General features: G+C 63.6%; 22 protein-coding genes and 1 pseudogene. 13 read left to right on the top strand and 10 right to left on the bottom strand.

Annotation, left to right across the window (positions count from 1 at the left end; genetic code table 11):
* Positions 1 to 116 precede the first annotated feature (116 nt).
* Both A3M3_RS0114990 and A3M3_RS0114985 read right to left on the bottom strand, forming a co-directional pair.
* The gene (locus A3M3_RS0114990; RefSeq protein WP_028267005.1) at positions 117 to 794 is read right to left on the bottom strand and encodes a DUF981 family protein; all 678 of its coding nucleotides are present in this window, start codon (positions 792 to 794) and stop codon (positions 117 to 119) included.
* Between the two features lie 3 nt (positions 795 to 797).
* On the bottom strand, positions 798 to 1,037 hold the full coding sequence (locus A3M3_RS0114985; RefSeq protein ID WP_028267004.1) for a hypothetical protein: 240 nt from the start codon (positions 1,035 to 1,037) through the stop codon (positions 798 to 800).
* A gap of 145 nt (positions 1,038 to 1,182) precedes the next feature.
* On the opposite strand from A3M3_RS0114985, the gene A3M3_RS0114980 reads away from it, so the two are divergent.
* On the top strand, positions 1,183 to 1,767 hold the full coding sequence (locus A3M3_RS0114980) for a YceI family protein (RefSeq protein WP_051423209.1): 585 nt from the start codon (positions 1,183 to 1,185) through the stop codon (positions 1,765 to 1,767).
* 60 nt (positions 1,768 to 1,827) lie between these two features.
* Positions 1,828 to 2,175, top strand: a complete 348-nt coding sequence (locus A3M3_RS0114975) for a hypothetical protein (RefSeq protein WP_028267002.1) — start codon at positions 1,828 to 1,830, stop codon at positions 2,173 to 2,175.
* Positions 2,176 to 2,369: 194 nt separating this feature from the next.
* Here the strand turns inward: A3M3_RS0114975 and A3M3_RS0114970 are convergent, their stop codons facing one another.
* From A3M3_RS0114970 to A3M3_RS25360, 3 genes are all read right to left on the bottom strand, one after another.
* Positions 2,370 to 4,373, bottom strand: a complete 2,004-nt coding sequence (locus A3M3_RS0114970; protein ID WP_231497273.1) for a glycoside hydrolase family 3 protein — start codon at positions 4,371 to 4,373, stop codon at positions 2,370 to 2,372.
* Between the two features lie 345 nt (positions 4,374 to 4,718).
* On the bottom strand, positions 4,719 to 6,014 hold the full coding sequence (locus A3M3_RS0114960; protein ID WP_035742993.1) for an FtsX-like permease family protein: 1,296 nt from the start codon (positions 6,012 to 6,014) through the stop codon (positions 4,719 to 4,721).
* Positions 6,015 to 6,193: 179 nt separating this feature from the next.
* Complete coding sequence (locus A3M3_RS25360; RefSeq protein WP_081736822.1) at positions 6,194 to 7,009, bottom strand: ABC transporter ATP-binding protein; 816 nt, start codon at positions 7,007 to 7,009, stop codon at positions 6,194 to 6,196.
* 275 nt (positions 7,010 to 7,284) lie between these two features.
* Between A3M3_RS25360 and A3M3_RS0114950 the strand changes: the two genes are divergently transcribed.
* The gene (locus A3M3_RS0114950; RefSeq protein ID WP_028266998.1) at positions 7,285 to 8,208 is read left to right on the top strand and encodes an ABC transporter ATP-binding protein; all 924 of its coding nucleotides are present in this window, start codon (positions 7,285 to 7,287) and stop codon (positions 8,206 to 8,208) included.
* Positions 8,205 to 9,035, top strand: coding sequence for an ABC transporter permease (locus A3M3_RS0114945; RefSeq protein WP_028266997.1), 831 nt, complete (start codon positions 8,205 to 8,207; stop codon positions 9,033 to 9,035). The genes A3M3_RS0114950 and A3M3_RS0114945 overlap by 4 nt, the downstream gene beginning before the upstream one ends.
* Before the next feature lie 309 nt (positions 9,036 to 9,344).
* Here A3M3_RS0114945 and A3M3_RS0114940 read toward each other — a convergent pair whose 3' ends face one another.
* The 3 genes from A3M3_RS0114940 to A3M3_RS0114930 form a co-directional block, all read right to left on the bottom strand.
* Complete coding sequence (locus A3M3_RS0114940) at positions 9,345 to 9,581, bottom strand: hypothetical protein (protein WP_028266996.1); 237 nt, start codon at positions 9,579 to 9,581, stop codon at positions 9,345 to 9,347.
* The gene (locus A3M3_RS0114935; protein WP_028266995.1) at positions 9,578 to 9,832 is read right to left on the bottom strand and encodes an SHOCT domain-containing protein; all 255 of its coding nucleotides are present in this window, start codon (positions 9,830 to 9,832) and stop codon (positions 9,578 to 9,580) included. The genes A3M3_RS0114940 and A3M3_RS0114935 overlap by 4 nt, the downstream gene beginning before the upstream one ends.
* Before the next feature lie 104 nt (positions 9,833 to 9,936).
* The gene (locus A3M3_RS0114930) at positions 9,937 to 10,611 is read right to left on the bottom strand and encodes an ArsR/SmtB family transcription factor (RefSeq protein WP_028266994.1); all 675 of its coding nucleotides are present in this window, start codon (positions 10,609 to 10,611) and stop codon (positions 9,937 to 9,939) included.
* Between the two features lie 106 nt (positions 10,612 to 10,717).
* Here A3M3_RS0114930 and A3M3_RS0114925 point away from each other — a divergent pair, with 106 nt between their 5' ends.
* The 3 genes and pseudogenes from A3M3_RS0114925 to A3M3_RS29565 all read left to right on the top strand — a co-directional run.
* Entirely contained in the window at positions 10,718 to 12,112 is a 1,395-nt protein-coding gene (locus tag A3M3_RS0114925) for an MBL fold metallo-hydrolase (RefSeq protein ID WP_028266993.1), read from the top strand.
* Positions 12,109 to 13,395: an MFS transporter gene (locus A3M3_RS0114920; protein WP_035741843.1), complete on the top strand. Its 1,287-nt coding sequence runs from the start codon at positions 12,109 to 12,111 to the stop codon at positions 13,393 to 13,395. Before A3M3_RS0114925 ends, A3M3_RS0114920 begins: the two co-directional genes overlap by 4 nt.
* Positions 13,396 to 13,444: 49 nt before the next feature.
* Positions 13,445 to 13,564: pseudogene (locus A3M3_RS29565) on the top strand (IS110 family transposase); the annotation flags it as partial.
* Positions 13,565 to 13,664: 100 nt separating this feature from the next.
* On the opposite strand, the gene A3M3_RS0114910 reads toward A3M3_RS29565, so the two are convergent.
* Complete coding sequence (locus A3M3_RS0114910) at positions 13,665 to 14,111, bottom strand: universal stress protein (protein ID WP_028266991.1); 447 nt, start codon at positions 14,109 to 14,111, stop codon at positions 13,665 to 13,667.
* A 268-nt stretch (positions 14,112 to 14,379) separates the two neighbouring features.
* On the opposite strand from A3M3_RS0114910, the gene A3M3_RS0114905 reads away from it, so the two are divergent.
* The 4 genes from A3M3_RS0114905 (at position 14,380) to A3M3_RS0114890 (ending at position 17,798) form a co-directional block, all read left to right on the top strand.
* The gene (locus A3M3_RS0114905; RefSeq protein WP_028266990.1) at positions 14,380 to 14,574 is read left to right on the top strand and encodes a YegP family protein; all 195 of its coding nucleotides are present in this window, start codon (positions 14,380 to 14,382) and stop codon (positions 14,572 to 14,574) included.
* A 149-nt stretch (positions 14,575 to 14,723) separates the two neighbouring features.
* The gene (locus tag A3M3_RS0114900; RefSeq protein ID WP_028266989.1) at positions 14,724 to 15,707 is read left to right on the top strand and encodes an ABC transporter ATP-binding protein; all 984 of its coding nucleotides are present in this window, start codon (positions 14,724 to 14,726) and stop codon (positions 15,705 to 15,707) included.
* A complete protein-coding gene (locus A3M3_RS0114895) occupies positions 15,637 to 17,331 on the top strand; it encodes an ABC transporter permease (protein ID WP_231497272.1) in 1,695 nt (564 codons plus the stop codon). The genes A3M3_RS0114900 and A3M3_RS0114895 overlap by 71 nt, the downstream gene beginning before the upstream one ends.
* Positions 17,328 to 17,798: a GbsR/MarR family transcriptional regulator gene (locus tag A3M3_RS0114890; protein WP_028266987.1), complete on the top strand. Its 471-nt coding sequence runs from the start codon at positions 17,328 to 17,330 to the stop codon at positions 17,796 to 17,798. The genes A3M3_RS0114895 and A3M3_RS0114890 overlap by 4 nt, the downstream gene beginning before the upstream one ends.
* 24 nt (positions 17,799 to 17,822) lie before the next feature.
* Here the strand turns inward: A3M3_RS0114890 and A3M3_RS0114885 are convergent, their stop codons facing one another.
* Positions 17,823 to 18,032: a hypothetical protein gene (locus A3M3_RS0114885; protein WP_028266986.1), complete on the bottom strand. Its 210-nt coding sequence runs from the start codon at positions 18,030 to 18,032 to the stop codon at positions 17,823 to 17,825.
* A gap of 187 nt (positions 18,033 to 18,219) precedes the next feature.
* Here A3M3_RS0114885 and A3M3_RS0114880 point away from each other — a divergent pair, with 187 nt between their 5' ends.
* Together A3M3_RS0114880 and A3M3_RS0114875 are read left to right on the top strand one after the other, a co-directional pair.
* A complete protein-coding gene (locus tag A3M3_RS0114880) occupies positions 18,220 to 19,392 on the top strand; it encodes a tyrosine-type recombinase/integrase (RefSeq protein WP_028266985.1) in 1,173 nt (390 codons plus the stop codon).
* The gene (locus tag A3M3_RS0114875) at positions 19,389 to 20,471 is read left to right on the top strand and encodes a hypothetical protein (RefSeq protein WP_028266984.1); all 1,083 of its coding nucleotides are present in this window, start codon (positions 19,389 to 19,391) and stop codon (positions 20,469 to 20,471) included. The genes A3M3_RS0114880 and A3M3_RS0114875 overlap by 4 nt, the downstream gene beginning before the upstream one ends.
* The last annotated feature ends 102 nt before the right edge of the window (positions 20,472 to 20,573 follow it).

The raw sequence follows: 20,573 nt of genomic DNA, 5'->3' as shown, positions 1-20,573 counted from the left end.
GCGAACTCAGGCCGCGGCGCCAAGCGGCGGATCACCGATGCCCTCTCCCCCTCGAGCGCGTCCAAACGGGCGGGTGCCCTCCAGGTCATCGCCCAGGCAGATCCGTGGATTAGGGCTTAGTGCGGGAAGAAACCGACATGTCCGTAAAAGACGGTGATGCTGAGGAACAGCCACATCATTCCTGCGATGAACAGCGACACGGCGAAGACCCTGGCCACCAGGCGATTCTCGGGAGCGAACGCGGCAGTGATCGCGGCGACGCCAGTGATGGCGTAGGCGAACGCCATGTAGAGCGCTTCCAGGATGGAGCCCGCCAGCATCCCGGCAATCGGTTCCTCCTTAGGTGGATGCCACATCCCGAACTCGAGTCCGGCGACGGCGATCATGATGAGCCCGATGCCGCCAAAGGCACCCGCGTACAGGAACGGCCGGACGGTTGCCACGAGCTCGAGCTCCACCCCGCGGGCGACGGCGGTTCTCTCGGCGCGCATCAACGCCATGGCCCCGAAGAACACCAGAAAGCCAAAAAACATGGCGGGTTCACCGAAGGTGAGGTTGTCGACCGCGCAGCAAGGAACTCCGGCAACGGGAATCTGTTTCAGTGGCCACGTGAGGGTCATGTGAGTTCCGGTGACGGCCAAAAACAACCCGAGGGCTGCAAACATCCAGGCCCATCCGTCGATCGTTTTGCGCCCAGGCTGCTGGACCACTCGCAGGAAGACGAGCAATAGCAGCATGATGGCACCGGCGACCATCGCCATGGTCGTGTTGTAGGTGATGCCCTGCTCGAGCATGCGCTACCTCCGTTCTGCCAGAAGTGCCTGCCGAATGACCAGCAGGCCGGCGCAGGCTGCGAACGTGGCGGACAGGATCAATGCGCCCATGTCGCTACTGATGGCTGCCCAGAGGATCGCCGACAGGACAACACCGACCACCAGGATCGCAAAGACAGCCCTGACCAATATCGCCGCCCACCGCCGAGTTCGCGCGTCGCTGACTTTAATCGGGAGCCCGGTGAACGCATCATATTCGGACATATAGATGTGGTACCACGCGTAGGGTATGGAGCGAAAGGGGCAATGCCTTCCGCCCTCTTTCGCATGCGTATGGAGCGGGGTAGCGTCTAGCCTGACGAACTTGTCTCATTCACTGCTGGTTGACCAATACTCTGGAGAGTTGCGCATGAATGATCGGACGGGCGGTGACCACAGCCGCATTGTGAACCACGTTCTCGCCCCTCCCGTGGGCACATTTGAACTCGACCCTGTGCACACCTTCGTCGCTTTCAGTGCCCAGCACCTCGTGGTCGGACGCGTCCGGGGCCGATTCGAGGCGGTGCAGGGCAGGATCGTCGTAGCCGATAACCTGGCTGAGTCCAGCGTCGAGGTCAGTATCGAGACCGCATCGGTCACTACACTGAACCCGGTGCGCGACGACGATGTGCGTTCGGAGAACTATCTGGACGTCGGGCGCTATCCGACCATGACCTACCGCAGCACGGCGGCCTCGGAGTCGACCGCCGGGGTATGGCGGATAAAGGGAGACTTGACGCTGCACGGCGTGACGCGCCCGGTCGAACTCACCGTCCGTTTCGGAGGCGCCGTGACCGACGCATCCGGCAACATCCGCATCGCATTCCACGCCCACGCTTCCATCACCCGACGCGATTTCGGGCTCACCTTCGAACTCCTCAAAGAAGCCGGAGGTCTGCTCGTGGGTAAAGACATCGCGATCGACATCGACGCAGAGGCGATCCGACCTCTCTAAGACTTGCCCGGCCGCCGGCCAGGTGGGGAAATGCTGGTCCAACGAGGAAAGAAGCTACTCATGCAAGATGACCAGGTCAACAACAACCTCAAGGGTATGGACGACCTTGACTTCGACGGCTGGAACAACGCCGACTGGAATGGCGTGTTCGCCCACCACCACACCGACGATGTACTGGTGGACTGGAAAGGGCAGCCACCAACGCACGGGATTCAGGAACACATCGACGCAATGAAGGCCTACGTCGAATCCGCAGGCGGAACGCCGCCCCAGATCACCTCCCACCCGATCGCGTTCGGCTCCGGCGAGTGGACCTGTGTCATCGGAGAGTTCGACGGCGGAGGCCGGATGGTGACCGTCGCGAAGTGGCTCGACGGCGCGATCGTCGAAGAATACATCTGGTCCTAGCCCGGCCAGTGCACTTTGGCGGGCGCGGGCTCTGACATGCAGAACGCATGAAGATCGGGGTTATCGACGCGACTGGCAACGCCGGACGTGTATTGGTCCCTTCCGGGTGGCCAAGGTCCGGAAGGGACCCCGGCCCGAGCCGACAGCAATGAAGGAGTATCTGGCGGCCAGGGGCGCGGCTCCGCGCTGGCCGCCTACTCGTTGGAAAGTCCGGTGGTGAACGTGTGGATCCATTCGGTGCCGGCTCCGTGGGTAAAGACGTACCCCTTCGTGGGTGAGGCCGTGACAGTCACAGTGCCGGCGGCCTTCCTGTACGTCCCGGCAGCGATCTCCTTGCCGTGAATGAGATAGCGCACGCCCGGAACAGCAGGGATGGTGTATGAGTCCTGTCCCCGACCCGAGCGGTCGGTAAAGGTGACAGCTGCGGGCGTCGCGGCATCGTACTGGAGGCCAAAGCCCAAGGGTAGGAGAACGCCGTCGCCATCGGATTTGGGGATCTTGACGGGCAGCTTGCCGCCGGGGTTGACCACACCCGCGATCGCCCGCACAACACCGTGGAAGTTGACCTTTTTGTTGCCATAGCTGTTGAGTACGGCGTCGGCGCCCGGGAAGGCGCTGATGTCGTAAGGATTGCGTGTGGCAATGACCACCACCGGTGTTCCAGTTGCTGCGAGTTCTGCCACCATCTGTTGCTGCGCGGTGTTGCTGGTGGCGTTGTACGAGGTGAAGACCACCGCGTCTGCCTTGCCCGCGGCGGCTACCGCTCGTGTCCGGTAGGCAGCGGAGGGTGAGCTTCCGTTTTCGTAGTCTTCAGTGACCGTGAATCCTTGCTCCTTAAGCAGTGGCCCCGCATTTTCCGGGTTTCCCGAACCGGCGCCCACCATGAGGACCGAGCTGCCGGGAGCGAGCGGCAATACCCGCTCCTCGTTGCGCAGCAGGGTGACGGCGCGGTCGGAGATCAGATTCGCTGTGGCGAGGTTCTCAGCGGCTCCAACTACGTTGTCCACATTGCTGAGAGCTGCCACGGGCTGCTCGAAGACGCCGCGCTTGACCTTCCACTCGAGGATCCGTCGAACGGACTCGTCGAGCCGGGCTTCGGTGATCCCGCCCGACTCGACGGCGGCACGCACCCCAGCGAACGAGGCCTCGACGTCGGGGGAGTTGAGGAGGATGTCGGAGCCGGCCTGAATGGCCTTGACGGCGATCTCTTCCTGCGACCATTGAGCAGCCATCGCGGCCATGTCCAGGGCGTCCGTGGTGACCAGTCCCTTGAATCCCAGCTCATCACGGAGCAACCCCGTGAGGACCTTGTGCGACAGCGTGCCGGGCATTTCGGGATCGATGGCCTCGACGATGATGTGTGCCGTCATGACCATGTCCACGCCCGCATCAATCGCGGCCCTGAATGGTTCAAGGTGCTTGTTGAGGGTGGCGCGGTCGTAGGTGACGATGGGCAGTCCGTAGTGGGAGTCAACGGAGGTGTCGCCGTGGCCGGGGAAGTGTTTGGCTGCTGCTCCGACGCTGCGGGTCTGTATGCCTTCGATCTGGGCAGCACCGAGTTCGCTGACGAGCGCAGGGTTCTCGCCCATGGAACGGATTCCGATGACTGGGTTGTCAGGGTTGGAGTTGAGGTCCAGGACGGGCGCGAAGTCGACGTTGATTCCCATGGCCCGCATCTCGGAACCCAGGATTTCGCCCTGTGCCCGGGCCAGGTCCTTGTCTCCTGTAGCGGCCAGGGCCATGTTGCCCGGGAGCACTGTAGCCGGTGATCCGATTCGGGCGACCAGGCCACCTTCCTGGTCAATGGTTACTGCGAGCGGAATGCCGTTTCCGTCAGCACCCACTGCCTTTTGCTGCAGGCCGTTGGAGAGGCCCGCAACCTGCTGGGGATTGTTGGTGTTCCCTGACCATGCGAAGTAAAGGACGCCGCCCAGCTTGTACTTTTCCACGACCTCGGCGGGAGTATTTACTCCGTAGCGTTCTTGGTTGCTGGCCGCCATGGACATGTCATCTGCCGATGAACCGTACACGTGCGTCCAGGTCATCTGGCCGATCTTTTCGTCCAGCGACATGCGGGCAATCAGTGCTTCGATGTCCGGGGAGGCGGAGGCCGTCGTCGTAATAACCGTACTGGTGGGTCCGGCGGCGACAGCCGTGGTTGCCCCGGTCATGAGCAAGGCGGTGGCGGCGGCCGTCATGAGGGTAGTTCCTTTTCTATCCATGTGAATCCCAATTCCAATCGTCGCTGATGATGCCGAGTGTTTTGCCTTGGCCAGCGGTGCCCTTGGTAGAGGAGGCATTCGCGGGTATCCCGAACGAACCGAGCGACTTCGGGCCGCCATCATTAGTCAGCAGGGAGTCGCGCAGCCTTTGTATGTCCATAGCAAGTTGCTCTTGGTTCATGACGCTCTGTTTCTGAACTTGCATGTGCAGATAGCCCACCAGCCAGATAGCCCACCAGCAGGGATGTCCGGCTGCATGTCCTCGACTATGCCGTCGACGTCGCACGCCATCTCCACCGAAAGGCCGGGCTTCGTCGGTGGTCAGATTCGTTCAGGCTGGTGCAGAACGGTGGTCAGGACCGGGCGGGTTGCCATCAACGCGAGCCGGACGATCCCGATGCCTGTAGTGAGGCTCGCCGCGATCACCAGTGTTGATAACGGGGCGGTGATCAGGGCGATTCCGAAGAGCGGGAAGACCAGGATTCCAGCGATGATCGCCGAACCGAGGCTGACGAGGAGAAGCGGGCTCATGACGGCACGGGTTCTGGCGTTCTCGATCACTTCACGCGGCATTCCGAGCCGGTCGAGGCTGACGTAGAGTTCCCGGCGATCGTAGATGGCGGAGGCCTGATTTACTCCGACGGAGCAGGCAGTGATGATGAAGGAAGTGAAGAGAACGATCAGGACGCCTGTGCGGATATCGGCGTTGATGATCGCTGTCTCCGGGTCGTCGGTCGCCGCCACGGCCATGAGCGACCCGGCGGCGACGGCGATGAAGCTGGTCATCGCGACACCGCTGACTTGTCTCCATGCGCCTTTGGGTGATTCCAGGATGTTGCGTGCGGCGAGCAGACGCTGGGCTGATCGTGCGCGTTTGACGCTTCTCCGGGCGGCTCTGGCGATCGCCCATGGTCCGATGAGGTTCAGGATGCCGACGCCGGTAGCGAACGCGCCGCAGATGACTAGCACGAAAATGGTGAAATTCGGGTCCTCCTTCGCGATTTGGAGCGCCCTGAATGCCGCTCCGATGCCGAGGAGACCGATGATGATCCTCAGCCCGCGCACGGTCGGCGCGCTCTGCTTGGTCCGCACGCCCAGGGGCGAGATGTTGACTTGGCGGAGGCCGATCGCGGCGCTGGCTCCGGCGATGACGGCAACGCTTACGATCACAGCGATGATGAGGAGCGGGTTTATCCAGAGCGTGGCGGCTCCGATGCCCGCACCGCCGAAGTGGATCAGACCGACCAGGGGCGATATCGCGTAATACAGTACGACGCCGGCGACCGCACCGATGATCGCGACCCCGGTCGATTCAAGGATTGTCATCTTCATGACATCCGCCGGCGTCGCGCCAAGCAGCCTCAACGTCGCGAGGCGATCGTCTCGGCGGCGGGCGGACAGTCGCGCCGCAGAACCGCCAAGCGATACGAACGGTACGAGCAGGAGGGCGAGGGCGACGATGCTGAGGTACTGGAACGTCTCCGCGGATTCGTTCGTCCACCGCCAGAACATCATCGCGCCTCCGAGCACGGTGAGCGCGATGGCCGTGGTGACGGCGAAAGCGACGGCGGGCAGGAGAAGGGCTGCTGGGCTCTGAGCCCCCGGGCGTGAAAGCATCCAGGTCAGCCGCAGGATCGACGCGCGATAGCGGGACCGGGCCACGGGCTTCGAACGGGGTGCGGCGGAGGCCGCGAACGTCGACGGGTCTTGTGCAGGCGCGCCCCGTTGGTGGTTCGCCGGTTGGTTGGGGTACGGAAGACCTGAGGGCCTCGGCTGCTGAGGCTCCACCGGGCCGGTCATGCTCTTGGCCCGTTCGGGAGGTTCCCCGGGAACGGCGGCTGCTGCGCGGGAGGAACCGGCTGACCGTCCGGGGCGCCATATCCGTCTGCACGCGCGATCGAGCGCACCGACGCGGCCGTGTCCTCGACGACACGGCCGTCACGCAACCGGATCACGCGGGAGCACCGTGCCGCGACGCCGTCATCATGCGTTACCACGACAAGAGTGCGCCCCTGACCAACGGTCGATGCGAGCAGAGCACTCATCACCTCTTCACCGGTCCCCGAGTCGAGCGCACCGGTCGGCTCATCAGCGAAAACCACGGCCGCCCCGGTGACCTGCGCGCGAGCGATGGCGACACGCTGCGCCTGACCACCCGAGAGCTGACCGATCCGCCGCAACTCGAACCCATCGAGCCCCAGAGAAGCAAGCCAGACCATCGCCCAGCCCTCGGCCTCCGCACGAGGGTACCCCGCCAGCATGAGAGGAAGCGCCACATTCTCCAAAGCCGTGAGCTCAGGAATCAGAAGCCCCTGCTGGAACACGAAACCGAACGATTCCCGGCGCAGACGTGAACGATCACGCTCAGTGAGCTCATTGACCCTGACCATTCGCGACACGGACTTAAACTCAACCACCCCCGCATCCGGCACGATGATCCCGGCAAGACAATGGAGCAGGGTCGTCTTTCCCGAACCGGAAGGACCCATGATCGCCACGGATTCGCCAGCGGCGATAGCGACATCCACTCCGGCCAGCGCATAACTGCTCCCATACGTTTTCACAAGATTGGCACCGGACAGAATCTGTGCATAAGCAAGATGACCATTCATGCCTCGAATCCTATGTTCAACACCAGCACAGGAAGCGCGAAAAAGACCTCACTCAGGGACAAATCAGGGGCCGGTCAGGGTAGACCCTGCATGGACCGCTGAGTGGACTAAAGCAGTCAGCCCCCAAGGACCAGGCACCACTAACGTACGATTTCTTCCGTTTCTGCAGCGAACCCCGATTCTGTCAGGAAGTCATACCGTGGTCTGAGCCCTCGGGTCCGAATGTAGTTCTAAAGATCGAACGGTGCGTGTTCCCGGCTTCGTAGGCTTGGGGAATGATCAAAATTGAAGGTTTGTCGAAGTCCTACGGCAATCAGCCAGTCGTCAATGATGTTACCTTTACGGTTCATCCGGGCATGGTGACAGGGTTGTTGGGCCCCAACGGGGCTGGAAAATCAACCATTATGAAAATGATCCTCGGGCTTGTCACCCCGACGTCCGGGAAAGCGTGTGTGAACGGGACCTCTTTTGCTTCTACGTCCGCACCGCTGAGGGAAGTCGGCGCGCTTCTTGATGCAGGTTGGGTTCATCCGGCACGGTCTGCAAGGAACCATATCCGGGCTATCGCCTTGACCCAAGGGATTAAGGCTGCCCGGGTCGATGAAGTACTGGAACTGACCGGTCTTGCCAAGGCAGCCAACATGCCCGTAAGGAAATACTCCTTGGGCATGAAGCAACGCCTCGGACTGGCCGGGGCGTTGCTCGGCGATCCACGCGTGCTGATACTCGATGAACCCATCAATGGACTTGATCTGGACGGTATCAACTGGATCCGTTCCTTCCTGCGCCAACTGGCCGACGAAGGCCGCACAGTCCTTGTGTCCTCGCACCTGATGAGCGAGATGGAACGCACAGCCGACCGGATCATCGTCATGGGCAAAGGCCAAGTCCTGGCAGATGGCGCCATCGCGGACATCGTAGGCGGCCAGCACGAAGCCACGGTGCTTGTCAGCAGCCCGCAACCGGACGCTCTCACGCTTCAGCTCGAAGACGCCGGCGCGAGAATCCAGCAAACAGACACCGGCCAACTCCAGATTCTGGGGCTGGAAAGAGCCACTGTTGGGGACATCGCAGCAGGCGCCGGGATCGCGCTGCACGAACTACGATCCATCGACCGCTCCCTGGAAGACGCATACGAACAACTCGTCGCCGAAGAAGCCAAGTTCAGCGCCATCAACCCGACGAAAGGCCACCGATGACCCAGCACACCACCACGGTTGCCCCCGTGAACAAAGCCCTCCAAAACCACGGGATCACTTTCGTTGGCTGCGTCCGGTCCGAACTTCTCAAACTGCTCTCTGTGCGCTCAAACCTCGTCACTCTGCTGGCCTGCATTCCGGTCAGTCTCCTCTTGACCCTCATCGGGGCACCCTCCAAAGCAAAAGCAATGGGCTCCGACGCCACAACCAACTTGGAACTGCTGGCAAGTGTTTACACATCCACGGTCATTTTCGGCATTCTCCTAACCGTGATCGTCGCCGTGTTGTGCATCAGCAATGAATACGCGACCGGGCAAATCGGATCAACCCTCACCGTCGTCCCCCGGCACCTGCAGGTCATAGGCGCCAAAATCACTGCACTGGCCGTGGTCGTCTGGGCTATAGGGTTCGCCTGCGTAGCCCTGTCCGCGCCCCTGGCAACAGCCATGCTTTCCGGAAACGGACCACTCCCGGAACCAGCGGCATTGGTAACGAAAATACTGGTAACCGCGGCCTCCGCCGCCACCGCAATGACACTGATCTCACTGATCTCACTGTGCATCGGAGGGATCCTGCGAAGCACCGCGTTCTCCATCGCGGCAGCCTTCGTACTGATCCTCGTCCTGCCCGGCCTCGTTGCACTCTCGCCCTGGGAATGGGCGCGCGGCCTCGCCCCCTTCCTCCCCATCAACGCAGCCACAGCCCTCTACGCCCCGACATCCATCCTTAATCCCTTGGACCCACTACAAGCCCTGCCCCTCCTCATCGGATTCGTCCTCGTTGGCACCACGCTCTGGGCACTGTCCTGGACCCGACGGGACCCCTAACCAACCCGCCCAACGAGCAGCCTTCTTCGCTGCAGGGAACAACTCCAAAGCTTCCAATCAGCGCTCGGGGAGCGAACTCAACTGCTAACTGAGGCCGCGAAAGAACTAGGGGCGGCTTCGGGAACCAAGAATGGTCCCGGCCTGAAACTCGATTCAACTATCCGCAAATCGCACCAGACACTCCACCGCTGATGCGCGGATGTCTGCTGATACCAGCTGGCAGGGTTGATGCTTGCCGTTTTGCTTAGCGTCCTGCGTTCGTTACCAGGAAACTCACGGTGCCGCACGGGACGGTCGCATGGTCCGCGGTCATGCGCATGCCTCCCGCCCTTCCGGGGCGGCCATCATGGGACCGCCCATGTCGGTCGCAGTGACGTTCACGGCGGTTCCGGCCAGGCCGGGAGCCGCGCAGCCGGCATTGTCGGCGAAGCCGCCGCCGGCACGTGGCAGGACCAGGACGGCGACGGCGGCGAGGGACAGCGCCGTGAGGGTCAGCGTGGTGAGGATTCCAATCACCAGCTGGCTCCGCCGGGAACGCGATGTCATAGCTTCTGCCTGATGGCGGCGCGGCGGGCGGTGAATTCAGTTTCGTCGATTTCGCCGCGGGCAAATCGTTCGTTGAGGATCCGTTCGGCCGCGTCGTGGGGAGCGCCGGAGGGTCCGTGTTGTTCCGAGCCCCGGCCGCGGCGGAGTAGCAGGATCACCACGGTCACCACCCCGCCCCAGAAGATCAGCATCATCAGTGCCATCAACACCCATCCCCAGACACCCCAACCGCCATGCCAGCCGTACATCATCCCCGGATCCGCCTTTCCATCCTTGTCACCGTTGCTTACACCTTTGCCTAATGGGGCTCGACCGAACAGGGTCCTTGGTCAGGGAGAGGTCTGCCACCCACTTGCTAGGCGGCGGCTTCCACGGGCAGCCTGCCCAGGCGCCATTCGAGCATTCCCTCATGCAGCCGTACAGCCCTTCGGCCGGTGGACCGCAGCAGGTCCACGGCTTCGTAGGCCAGGACGCAATAGGCGCCGCGGCAGTAGGCGACGATCTCCCGGTTCCCGGGCAGCTCGGCGAGCCTGTCGCGGAGCTGATCGAGCGGGATCGAGAGGGCTCCGGGGATGTGGGCGGCGCGATACTCCTCGTCGGGGCGCACGTCCAGGACTGTCACGGTTCCGGCGACCGCCCGCACGAGCAGCTCCTCGCGGGTGACTTCCTCGTCCTCGACCCGCGCGTCCTCCAGTCCCAGGTAGGCGACGCGTTTGGCTTCCACGTCCGCCACGCGCTCCTGCGCGACGGAACGGAGCACGCTGTAGAGCCGGAGGACGTCGGGACCGGCGAGGTCATAGTAGATCCGGTTGCCGTCCCGCCGGGTGACCACCAGTCCTGCCTGGCGCAGGGCCTGCAGGTGCGCCGAAGCCGTGCTGAGCCCCAGCCCGGCGGCGGCGGCGAGGGTTTCCACACTGCGTTCCCCCTGGGCCAGTAGGTCCAGCAGCTCCAGGCGCTTGCCGTTGGCCAGGGCCTTGCCCACCCGGGCGAACTCCTCGAAGAGTTCCGATTTCCTGACTTTGTCTCCCACTTGCTCCTCCAAAGATCCATGTAATACTGGAACAAATACTATTCCACGTTTGTCTGGAATAGTACTCTACCGCCGGATTCGACCCGGTGTGGAAGGACATGAAGACATGGGCTCCTTGAATCTGATCTCCGTCGTCGACGAGGGACTCGGCAACTCCACGTATCTGCTGGACCTTGGCGAGGGCCGCGCCCTCGTCATGGACCCCGAACGGGACCTGCGGCAGGTGCGCGCCGAGGCCTCCTCGCGCGGTTTGAGCATCGCCTTCGCGGTGGAGACCCACCTGCACGCCGATTTCATCTCCGGTGTCGCCGAACTCGCCGAGATTGAGGGCGCCACCGTGCTGGCCCCCGAGGTCGGACCCCGCGGCTTTGCCCACACCGGGCTCAGCGACGGGCAGAGCGTCGAGATGGGCCGTTTCACCCTGCGGGCTCTGCACACCCCCGGGCACTCTCCCGAGCACCTGTCCTATGTCCTGTTTGAGGACGGGGATCTGTCCGGGATCTTCACCGGAGGTTCGCTGATGGTCGGCACCGCCGGGCGCACCGACCTGGTCACCCCGGACATGACAGTGCCCCTGGCCCGGGCACAGTACCGGTCCCTGCAGCGCCTAATGGAATTCCCCGACTCCACCCCGGTCTGGCCCACCCACGGAGCCGGCTCCTTCTGCTCCGCCGGCGGCAGCGGTGAGCGGGTCACCACCATCGGCGCCGAACGGGCCACCAACCCGCTGCTGCAAGTCGACGGCGAGGATGCCTTCGTCGACGCGCTCCTGGGCACCCTCGGAACCTTCCCCGAGTATTTCCTCCGCCTGGGCGAGATCAACAAGCGCGGTCCGGCCGTCCTGCGCGAACAGCCCCGTCTCACCTCGCTGTCCGCAGACTCCGTCGAGGAGCTCATCGCAGACGGTGCGCAGGTCATCGATGCCCGCCAGCCCGCAGACTACGCCGCCGGGCACATCCCCGGTGCACTCTCGATCCCGTTCCGCCCGGTCTTCGCCACCTGGCTCGGCTGGCTCGCCACCCCGGACCGGCCGGTCGTTATCGTCCGCGGCACGGAACAGGACCCCGCCGACATCGCCACAGCCGCGGCCAAGGTCGGCTTCGACACCCTCGCCGGGGAACTGGACGGGGGCTACTGCGCCTGGACGCAGGAACACGCCGGAGCCGACGCCGTATCCCTGATCGGGTCCGGGCAAATGATGGACCGGCTGCAGGCCGGAGCCGCCGTGCTCGACATCCGCCAGGCCGGCGAGTACGAGGCAGGTCATGTCCCCGGTGCCGTGAACATCGAACTCGGCTACCTCGCGGACCATCTCGCCGGTGCACCAGAGGGCCCGGTCGTCGTGATGTGCGGGCATGGGGAACGCGCGATGGGCGGGGCGAGCATCCTCGCCGCATCCGGCCGCACCGGCATCACGGTCTTCAACGGCGGACCGGCCGACTGGGCGTCAGCCTCTACCCGCGCCCTTGAAACCGGCACGGGCCTGGAGGCTGCCAAATGAGCGGTCACGACACCCCGGGAAAGACCGGCACGGACGCGCGGCCCGCGCTCACCCTGGGCCTGCGCCAGAACCTGGCCCAGTTCATGCTTCTGGTCGCCGTCAACGCCCTAGTCGGCGGCACCCTCGGCCAGGAACGCACCGTCCTGCCCCTGTTGGCGGACCAGGTCTTCCACCTGGACCTTTACACGTCCGCCCTGACCTACATCCTGGCCTTCGGACTCGCCAAAGCCGGCACCAACTACTTCGCCGGTACCTTCTCGGACCGCTACGGCCGCAAACCCGTCCTCGTGACCGGTTGGCTCATCGCTATCCCCGTGCCGCTGCTGCTGATCTTCGGCCCTTCCTGGGGCTGGATCGTCGCCGCCAACGTCATCCTCGGTATCAGTCAGGGCCTCACCTGGTCCACCACCGTGGTCATGAAAATGGACCTCGTCGGCCCGTCCCGGCGCGGCCTGGCCATGGGGCTGAACGAGGCCGCCGGCTACCTCGGCGTCGCCGGCACCGCGCTGGCCACCGGCTACATCGCCGCCAGCTACGGGCTGCGGCCCGTACCGTTCCTGCTCGGTGCGGCCTACATCGCGCTCGGCCTTGGGCTCTCGGTCTTCGCGGTGAAAGAAACCCGGGGCCATGCCAGGCTCGAGGCCGCCAGCCACACGTCCGCCCACGTCGGCGCCCACGCGGAGCTGAGCAACCGGGAAATCTTCACCCTCACCACCTTCCGGGACAAATCGCTGTCCTCGGTCAGCCAGGCCGGCATGGTCAACAACCTCAACGACGGCCTCGCCTGGGGCCTGTTCCCGCTCCTTTTCGCCGCAGCGGGACTGAGCATCGAAAAGATCGGGATCCTCGCCGCCGTCTATCCTGCCGTCTGGGGAGCCGCGCAACTCGTCACCGGCGCCATGTCGGATAAATACGGGCGGAAATGGCTGATCGTCGGCGGCATGCTCCTCCAGGCCGTAGCCCTGAGCATGGTCGCAGCCGGAACTAATTTCGGAATCTGGCTTGCCGCCGCCATCTTCCTGGGCCTCGGAACCGCGCTGGTCTACCCCACCCTGCTGGCCGCCATCGGGGACGTCGCACACCCCGAATGGCGGGCACGCTCGGTGGGCATCTACCGGCTCTGGCGCGACGGCGGATTCGCCGTCGGCGCCCTGCTCGCCGGCGTCCTCGCGGACGTCTTCGGCATCCCTGCAGCCGTCGCCGTCGTCGCAGCGCTCACCGGACTGTCAGGAATCCTCGTTGCAGTGCGGATGCGCGCAACCGATCATCACCGGCAGGCCTAGAGAAACACTTTCATCCGGCATCGATGCATGCGACACCCTCACCGATCCCCAGATCACAGAGCTCGCCCACCGGCGTACCCGCGACGAAGCCAGCCCTGCCGCTCCACTGTTAGACGAAAAAGGGATTGGGCCTGTGATCGCCGCCGTGGTCTACACGGCATGGTCGCACCGGATCAGTGCCTGGCCAAGTTTCCGTCCGGCATCCACACGGTCCCGGAATTCGTGCACCACGATCACCATCCTGTCCGGATCCCCGCTGCTTCATGGGCTCAACGGACGACGAGAACCGGACACGGTGCGTGGTCAATGACCTGGGTCGAGACCGAGCCCAGGTGCAGGCCCGGAAATCCACCGTGCCCGCGGGACCCGACGATGACCAGATCCGCGTCCTTAGCGGCGTCCAGTATGGCCGACGCCGCTGAATCAGCATGGACGGCCTGCCCGGTTGCCGCTACGCCGTGGCTGGCGGCAGCTTTCAGGGCTTCGGCCTGAGACGTCTCTGCGATTCGTTCAGGGGAATCCTCGGCCACGATTTCACCAGCGGCCGTTTCCAGTACTGCCGGATACCAAGACATCGGCGGCTTGCTCCATGCCGTGATCAGGCGGAGCTGGCCGTTGCGCCGGCCGGCCTCGTCCAAGGCCCACTTCAGTGCCTTCTGGGAATGTGTAGAACCGTCATAGCCGAGCACAATCACGAATGAACTGGTGCTTGTCATCTCGTTAGTCCTTTCGCATCCCTCACTGGGCACCCCGGATCTATTTCCTGAAGGAAGTCATTTCATTGGATCGCCAGTGAGCAGGGCTGGGTAGGGGCGTAAGTCCCGGTCGCAGCGCTGCTTGACCAGAACGAATGGAATCAGAAGGTGACTTTCGGCACTACACGTTTTCATATCGGCACAGCAGTCTTGGAATGGAGCCGAAATACCCGGCCACGAGCAATGTGTACGAGATGTGTGGCCGGGTGAAAATGCAAAGGACGCCGGAATGAAGGGCACCATTGAGGTCTACACGGACAACGCGGGGTTCTATAGGTTCCGGATCAAGGACGGCAACGGGGCGGTCATTGTCACAAGCGAGGCTTACGGCAGCAAGGACGAAGCTCTGATAAATCTTGAATCGGTGCAGAACGGCGCCGCTTCTACTCCCGTCGTGGATCTCATCGGCTTGGAAAAAGACTAGGTGCCGCCGCATCCCGCCGGGGACGGATCCATGTTCCGTCGCGGTGCGAATGCCCCAAACACACGGAAAACGCCTACGCACGAACCGCGCAGGAACACAAGGGTCTTTCGGTATTTCAAAACTTTGTGAAAACTGCGTATGTTTGCGGCATGGACACCGTCATCCGCACTGTCGACTTGCACAAGAACTTCGGGCGCGTCAGAGCGCTCGACGGCCTGGACCTCGAGGTCCACAAAGGTGAGATCCACGGCTTCCTCGGGCCGAACGGCGCCGGGAAGACCACCACGCTGCGCATCCTTCTCGGGCTGGCCCGCGCGTCGTCGGGCAGCGCGACGGTTCTGGGCATGCATCCGTGGGCGGACGCCGTCGAGCTCCACCGGCGCGTGGCGAGCATTCCGGGTGACGTGAGCCTCTGGCCCAACCTTTCCGGCGGGGAGGCCATCGACCTCCTTTCCCGACTCCGCGACGGCGCCGTGGACCACGCCACTTACAAGGAGCGCAAGGATCACCTCTGCGAACTCTTCGACTTCGACCCAAGCAAGAAGGGCCGTGCCTATTCGAAGGGAAACCGCCAGAAGGTCGCGCTCATCGCCGCCCTCGTCATGGATGCCGAGCTGTATCTCCTCGACGAGCCCACGAGCGGCCTTGACCCGCTCATGGAGGCTGTTTTCACTCGCGAGATCCGGCGGATCGTGGACGAGAACGGCGCTACCGTGCTGCTATCCAGCCATATCCTCTCCGAAGTCGAGCAGCTCGCCGGCCGCGTGAGCATCATCCGCGCCGGCCGGATCGTTGACGGCGGCACGCTCGACGCACTGCGCCACCTCACCCGTACGGAAATCTCGTTCGCGCAGGACAGTGTGGACACCCACGCGCTCGACACACTGTCCCAGGTCCACGACCTCACCGTGGCAGACGGGCGCGTCAAGTTCGGCGCCGATTCCGATCGCGTCCACGAGGTCCTGCCGCTTCTCGGTACCCTCGGGGTCAAAGGCCTGCTCATCGCACCGCCGTCGCTCGAAGAGCTGTTCCTACGCCACTACGGCGACACGGTCGCCCCGCTTGCCGCGCAGGAAGAGGACGACGGCGGCACGCACCATCGGCGCCACCGTGCTGTTCGGACGGGGGCCTGATATGGGCGCGTTGTGGATACTGTACCGACAGCGGTTGCGCCGGGACCGCTGGCAGATCGTTGTGTGGGTCCTCTCGATCGGAGTGCTCGCGCTGTTCGCCGTCGCAGCAATAGCGAAGACGTTCGGCGACGACGCGACACGCGCGCAGGTGCTTCAGTTGGCCGCCGCGGCTCCTGCGATTCTGGTCCTGCGCGGTCTTCCACGCGGTCCGGCGCTCGATTCGTTCACGTTCTTCGAGATCTTTGCGTTCCTGGCCGTCCTTGCCGGACTCATGAACACGTTCATGGCCGTCCGACACACCCGGGCGGAAGAGGAGTCGGGCCGGGCCGAGCTCATTTCCTCGACGGCCGCCGGGCGATGGGCCCCGCTCGGTGCAACCATCCTTCACGGCGCCGTGGCCAACGTGCTCGTGGCCATCGCGACAGCGCTAGGTTTCATGGCCGGAGGGCTTGACCCGGCCGGCTCGCTCGTAGCTGGATTCGCGACAGGTGCCGTGGGCTTCGCCTTCCTCGGGGTGGGCCTGTTGGCCTCCGAGTTCTTCAGCACGTCCCGGGGGGCCAACGGCATCGCCTCGGCCCTTGTGATGCTCGCGTACTTGTTGCGCGGGTTCGGGGACGCGACCGGACAGGTCAGTCCCGATGGGATGACCATGACAGCCGCATGGCCGAGCTGGTTCTCCCCCATCGGCTGGGGCCAGCAGACTTTCGCCTACACGGGCAACCGATGGTGGCCGTTGCTCTTGCCACTCGTGCTCTGGGCGGCGTGCACCGCCGTCGTGGTAGCGATCATGGCGCACCGGGACATCGGCGCGAGCGTGCTCGCGGGTCGATCCGGACGCGCCGACGCACGGCCCTGGCTGCGCGGGAGCTTCTCGCTCGCGCTGCGCCTACAACAGGGAGCGATCATTGGCTGGTGCATCGGCGGCCTCACGACGGGCCTGCTCACAGGCTCACTCGGCTCCGCGATCCAGTCCTCGATCACCTCCAACCCCCAAATCACTGCCGTGCTCCGCGGCATGATCGAGGCGCAGGGCACATCCATGACCCAGCTCCTGGTCGCGGCCCTGTTCGAGATAGCCGGGATACTTGCCGCAGCGTGCGGTCTACAGGCCGTCCTGCGCCTCCGCCAGGAGGAGGTGGCCGGAACGGCCGAGCCCGTCTTGGCCGAATCGGTGGGCCGGATGCGCTGGCTAGGGAGTTTCCTCGGACTCGGCGCGGTCTCGGTGGTGCTCGTCATGGCGTTCACGGCCCTCGGGGCATGGGTCTCCCTCGTCGCCGTCGGAGACACCTCGGGCGCAGTGGGCGACGTTTGGCAAACCGCTGCAGACCAGCTCCCCGCAGCACTCATCTACCTCGCACTGCCCGCCATGGTATTTGTCGTTTGGCCCCGCGCCACGATGACCGCCGGGTGGGGGCTCCTAGGCGTCGGAGTCATCCTTGGGGTCTACGGCGGCATGCTCGGCCTTGACCAGAAGCTCCGGGACCTCTCGCCGTTTACCCACACCCCCGTCACCACCAGCAGCGGGACAGACTGGAGCGGGGGCTTCTGGATGCTTGGCGTCGCCGCAGTCCTCACGGCGCTCTCGCTCGCGGCCGTGCGCCGCCGGGAGGTGGGCACAGCGTGACAAGTTCCGGGATCGAGCGTATGCCCGACGCCGCCGAGACCTCCGCGGCTGTCCTCATGGCCGCGGGCTTCCCCAAAATGCCAGCCCGCGCGCTCATGGCTCTTGTCGTCTCCGAGGACGGATGGCTGACCGCGGCCGAACTCTCCGAGATACTGGGCTCGAGCGCGGCCGCCGTCTCCGGCGCCGTGCGGTACTTGCAGACCGTCGGCTTCGTGCACAGGGTTTCGCAACCCGGCAGCCGGCGCGACCGCTACGCTCTCCCCGACAACGCATGGTACGTCGCCTCCCTACGGCAGAACCCCGTGTACCAGCGCCTCGCCGACCTCGCCGACTCCACCGCTTCGAGCCTCCGGGAGGGATCAGCGGCGAGGGCCAGGGTCAAAGAAATGGGCGCCTTCTACAGGTTCCTCATGACCCGGATGCCGGAGCTTCTCGATGAGTGGGAACACACCCGGCTCAAGGCCTAGACATATCAAGCGGAGGGCCGTGGCTTAGAGGCCGAGGGTCTTCAACGCGCCTGCCCAGTTGGCGGCGATCGCGTTCTGCGCATCGGCGAGCTTCACTGTGTGGTTGCAGATCGCCTTGTGGAGGGTGTTCTCCACCGCATCCTTGGGGTTGGTGGTGCCGGTAGCGCCGGCGCGGTTGGGCTCCGGCCAGAGATTGGATGCCGAGTTTGTGCCCCCGAGCTCGAGTGGGATCAAATGGTATCCGAAGCTCAGGCGAGCAGCCGCTGACGACGCTAATGAATGACAAACTGCTCAACATTTCTTAGCCTTCGTCAGTTATCCGGGGTTATTCGAGGACGTCGCTGACGCCGTCGACGACACGCCGAGTCACATGAAGCGCCGCCTGATGTTGATCTCCTAGATTGATCATCGAGGTGATCAAATGGCCGTGCGGCAGCGGGCAATTTTTGGAAGCGAAATCACTTATGTCGTGCTGGATCGGCACTGGCGGGTAGTAAAGCCGATCGAGGAGTACTTGGAGTACTTGCGGCAGGAAAAGTACTCGCCGAACACCGTGCGGGCGTACGCGAAGGGACTAGCGCTGTGGTGGTCGATGCTGGAAGACCGCTCCCTGGATTGGAAGCGGGTCGACGTCCAGGAGCTGGCCAGGTTCAAGCAGCGTATGCTCAATCGCGGCACCGATCCGACTGTCGTCAAAATGCGGCCGGCCAAGCCGGCGGCATACAGCACCGTTGACCTAGCGCTGACCTCAGTGCTGAGCTTCTATCGCTACCAAGCCATCGTCGCGGACATCCCGGCAGCTCGTCAGTTCTATATGCACATCAACGGCGGAACGGCGCAGGCTCGCAGCCAGTATGCCTCTTTTTTGGGACACATCAAGGGCGGCCAAAACCGTCGCGTGATCGGGCGGCGGCGTGACCCCAAGTCACCACCGCCGTTTCTGACACCACGTCAGATCAGCGTCATTAAGGACGATGCTGCCCAGTTCGATCCCGTCGCTGTGCAGTGGGTCGGCGACCTAAGGTTGCGGTTGTTCTGGACGCTCCTGGAAGAAACCGGTTTGCGTCTGGCGGAGGCATTGCTCCTCCAACACGGCGATTGGCAGCCGGGAACCGGCGCCACGGCGTTAATCGACATACAGCCGAGGGAAGATCAACGTCGACGACTTCGGGTGAAAAACCAGCAATATCGACGGATATATGTCAGCGATGCCTTGGACAATCTATATGGCGAATACCTGTTTTCGTTGGTGGACCTGGGCTTGGACATTGCTGATAGTGATTCGGTGTTCGTTAACCTGTTCCGGGGAGAGTTCGGGAATCCCGTCTGGCCAGAGACGATATACGACTGGATCAAAGGCTTTAGGCGTCGTCACCCACTGCTGCCAGCCAAGTGGACCCCACACTGGTTCCGGCATTCCCACGCCACTGCCTTGCTGCTGGCCGGTGTTCCTGAGCATGTCGTGCAGCGACGGCTGGGGCACAGCGATATTCAGACCCTGATGACCACCTACGCGCACGTCACGGAGGATGCGGCGATGCGGGCCGCCGCCGACTGGAAAACACTCGCCGACCGATGGAGGGCCGTTGAATGAGCCAGCCTGCACCCTACAAGGCCCGACGCACCGCGAAGGCAGATCCGAGGCTGGGGCAACAAGGCCTCTTTAACCCGCAGATCAATCGCAACTTGCTCGACGCGCTGCCGGAGGATGCTCGCGAGTCTCATTTCACACGTGCCACAATGCCGCCGCATTGGTTGGACGCGATCCTGGAGAACCAGCCGTCCTACCGGCAGCGGGAAAAAAGCGTGGCGCTGGACTTTCGTGACCTGCCCGGCAGTATGGTCACTGAGTTCGCCTGGTCCATAGAGCGACAGGTCCAGTTGGGACTGCGCATCCAAGCTGAATGCACGTCCAAGATGACCCGGCAGATCGCCCGCGTTATCGGTGAATCACAGTACTCTCATGTGGTCAGCCTGCTGCAGTTGTCGCGTGACCAATGGATACGAGCTATCCAGAAGGTCCGATCACAACAGGGCGACCCACTCGCGGCACAGCAACTGATCTATATCGGCCGGGCTCTCGGTCGCACGCTGGACTTGCTGGTGCACGCCTATCATGAGGGCGAGTGGTGGGAGCTGAACGTCTGGAACCCGGAGCTGGATACAAGGATTCCTTTGCGAGAACACGAACCGAAGCGTCGTAACCTGGTCTATTTCAGCCACTTGACCACGCCCTGGTTGCAACAAGCCGCGAAATGGTGGCTGTCGCGCCAGCTGGAGCGCGAGGTCTACACCTGGAGCACCGTCCAGGCCCGTCAGCACGGGTTGGTATGGTTCCAACGTTACCTAGACCTCGAGGGCTTCGACGGGCCACATATCCTCAACGATCAAAGGAAGCTCGGCACTTGGGTTCAAGGTTTCCGACAATGGCTGAACCAGCAGAAAGCCAGCACAGGCCCGAACAAGGGGAATACGCTGGGTGCGGTACACCGACGTGCTGCGATGACCGCGCCAGAACAGCTTGTATCCCTTAAGTACCCCCTGTTGAGGTGGGGTGGTCGTCGTTTACGGTGGCCTTGGGAGGGGCCGGGGTGGTGCCGGTTTTCGGCTGGGCGTCATGGCTCGCGAAAGAGATCGTTGCCCCCGGCCTGTCTTCCAAGCAGACCCGATTGAGGGAATTGGTGAAGGAGGGGAGCGGTGCGCAGCACCGGCGTTCCTCCGTCAGCACCGGATAACTCACAAGCGCGGGAGGCCCGTATCCGAGGGCATCCTCAA

The sequence above is a fragment of the Arthrobacter sp. MA-N2 genome (genome assembly GCF_000517125.1).
Classification (GTDB): domain Bacteria; phylum Actinomycetota; class Actinomycetes; order Actinomycetales; family Micrococcaceae; genus Arthrobacter; species Arthrobacter methylotrophus.
The sequence above is the reverse complement of the archived record's forward strand: the minus strand, read 5'-3'. Positions and strand labels throughout refer to the sequence as shown.

Bases quoted from the DNA above. Each gene is read 5' to 3' on its own strand.
- A3M3_RS0114990 (WP_028267005.1), bottom strand. From the start codon at position 794: ATGCTCGAGCAGGGCATCACCTACAACACGACCATGGCGATGGTCGCC.
- A3M3_RS0114985 (WP_028267004.1), bottom strand. From the start codon at position 1,037: ATGTCCGAATATGATGCGTTCACCGGGCTCCCGATTAAAGTCAGCGAC.
- A3M3_RS0114980 (WP_051423209.1), top strand. From the start codon at position 1,183: ATGAATGATCGGACGGGCGGTGACCACAGCCGCATTGTGAACCACGTT.
- A3M3_RS0114975 (WP_028267002.1), top strand. From the start codon at position 1,828: ATGCAAGATGACCAGGTCAACAACAACCTCAAGGGTATGGACGACCTT.
- A3M3_RS0114970 (WP_231497273.1), bottom strand. From the start codon at position 4,373: ATGACGGCCGCCGCCACCGCCTTGCTCATGACCGGGGCAACCACGGCT.
- A3M3_RS0114960 (WP_035742993.1), bottom strand. From the start codon at position 6,014: ATGCTTTCACGCCCGGGGGCTCAGAGCCCAGCAGCCCTTCTCCTGCCC.
- A3M3_RS25360 (WP_081736822.1), bottom strand. From the start codon at position 7,009: ATGAATGGTCATCTTGCTTATGCACAGATTCTGTCCGGTGCCAATCTT.
- A3M3_RS0114950 (WP_028266998.1), top strand. From the start codon at position 7,285: ATGATCAAAATTGAAGGTTTGTCGAAGTCCTACGGCAATCAGCCAGTC.
- A3M3_RS0114945 (WP_028266997.1), top strand. From the start codon at position 8,205: ATGACCCAGCACACCACCACGGTTGCCCCCGTGAACAAAGCCCTCCAA.
- A3M3_RS0114940 (WP_028266996.1), bottom strand. From the start codon at position 9,581: ATGACATCGCGTTCCCGGCGGAGCCAGCTGGTGATTGGAATCCTCACC.
- A3M3_RS0114935 (WP_028266995.1), bottom strand. From the start codon at position 9,832: ATGATGTACGGCTGGCATGGCGGTTGGGGTGTCTGGGGATGGGTGTTG.
- A3M3_RS0114925 (WP_028266993.1), top strand. From the start codon at position 10,718: ATGGGCTCCTTGAATCTGATCTCCGTCGTCGACGAGGGACTCGGCAAC.
- A3M3_RS0114920 (WP_035741843.1), top strand. From the start codon at position 12,109: ATGAGCGGTCACGACACCCCGGGAAAGACCGGCACGGACGCGCGGCCC.
- A3M3_RS0114910 (WP_028266991.1), bottom strand. From the start codon at position 14,111: ATGACAAGCACCAGTTCATTCGTGATTGTGCTCGGCTATGACGGTTCT.
- A3M3_RS0114905 (WP_028266990.1), top strand. From the start codon at position 14,380: ATGAAGGGCACCATTGAGGTCTACACGGACAACGCGGGGTTCTATAGG.
- A3M3_RS0114900 (WP_028266989.1), top strand. From the start codon at position 14,724: ATGGACACCGTCATCCGCACTGTCGACTTGCACAAGAACTTCGGGCGC.
- A3M3_RS0114880 (WP_028266985.1), top strand. From the start codon at position 18,220: ATGGCCGTGCGGCAGCGGGCAATTTTTGGAAGCGAAATCACTTATGTC.
- A3M3_RS0114875 (WP_028266984.1), top strand. From the start codon at position 19,389: ATGAGCCAGCCTGCACCCTACAAGGCCCGACGCACCGCGAAGGCAGAT.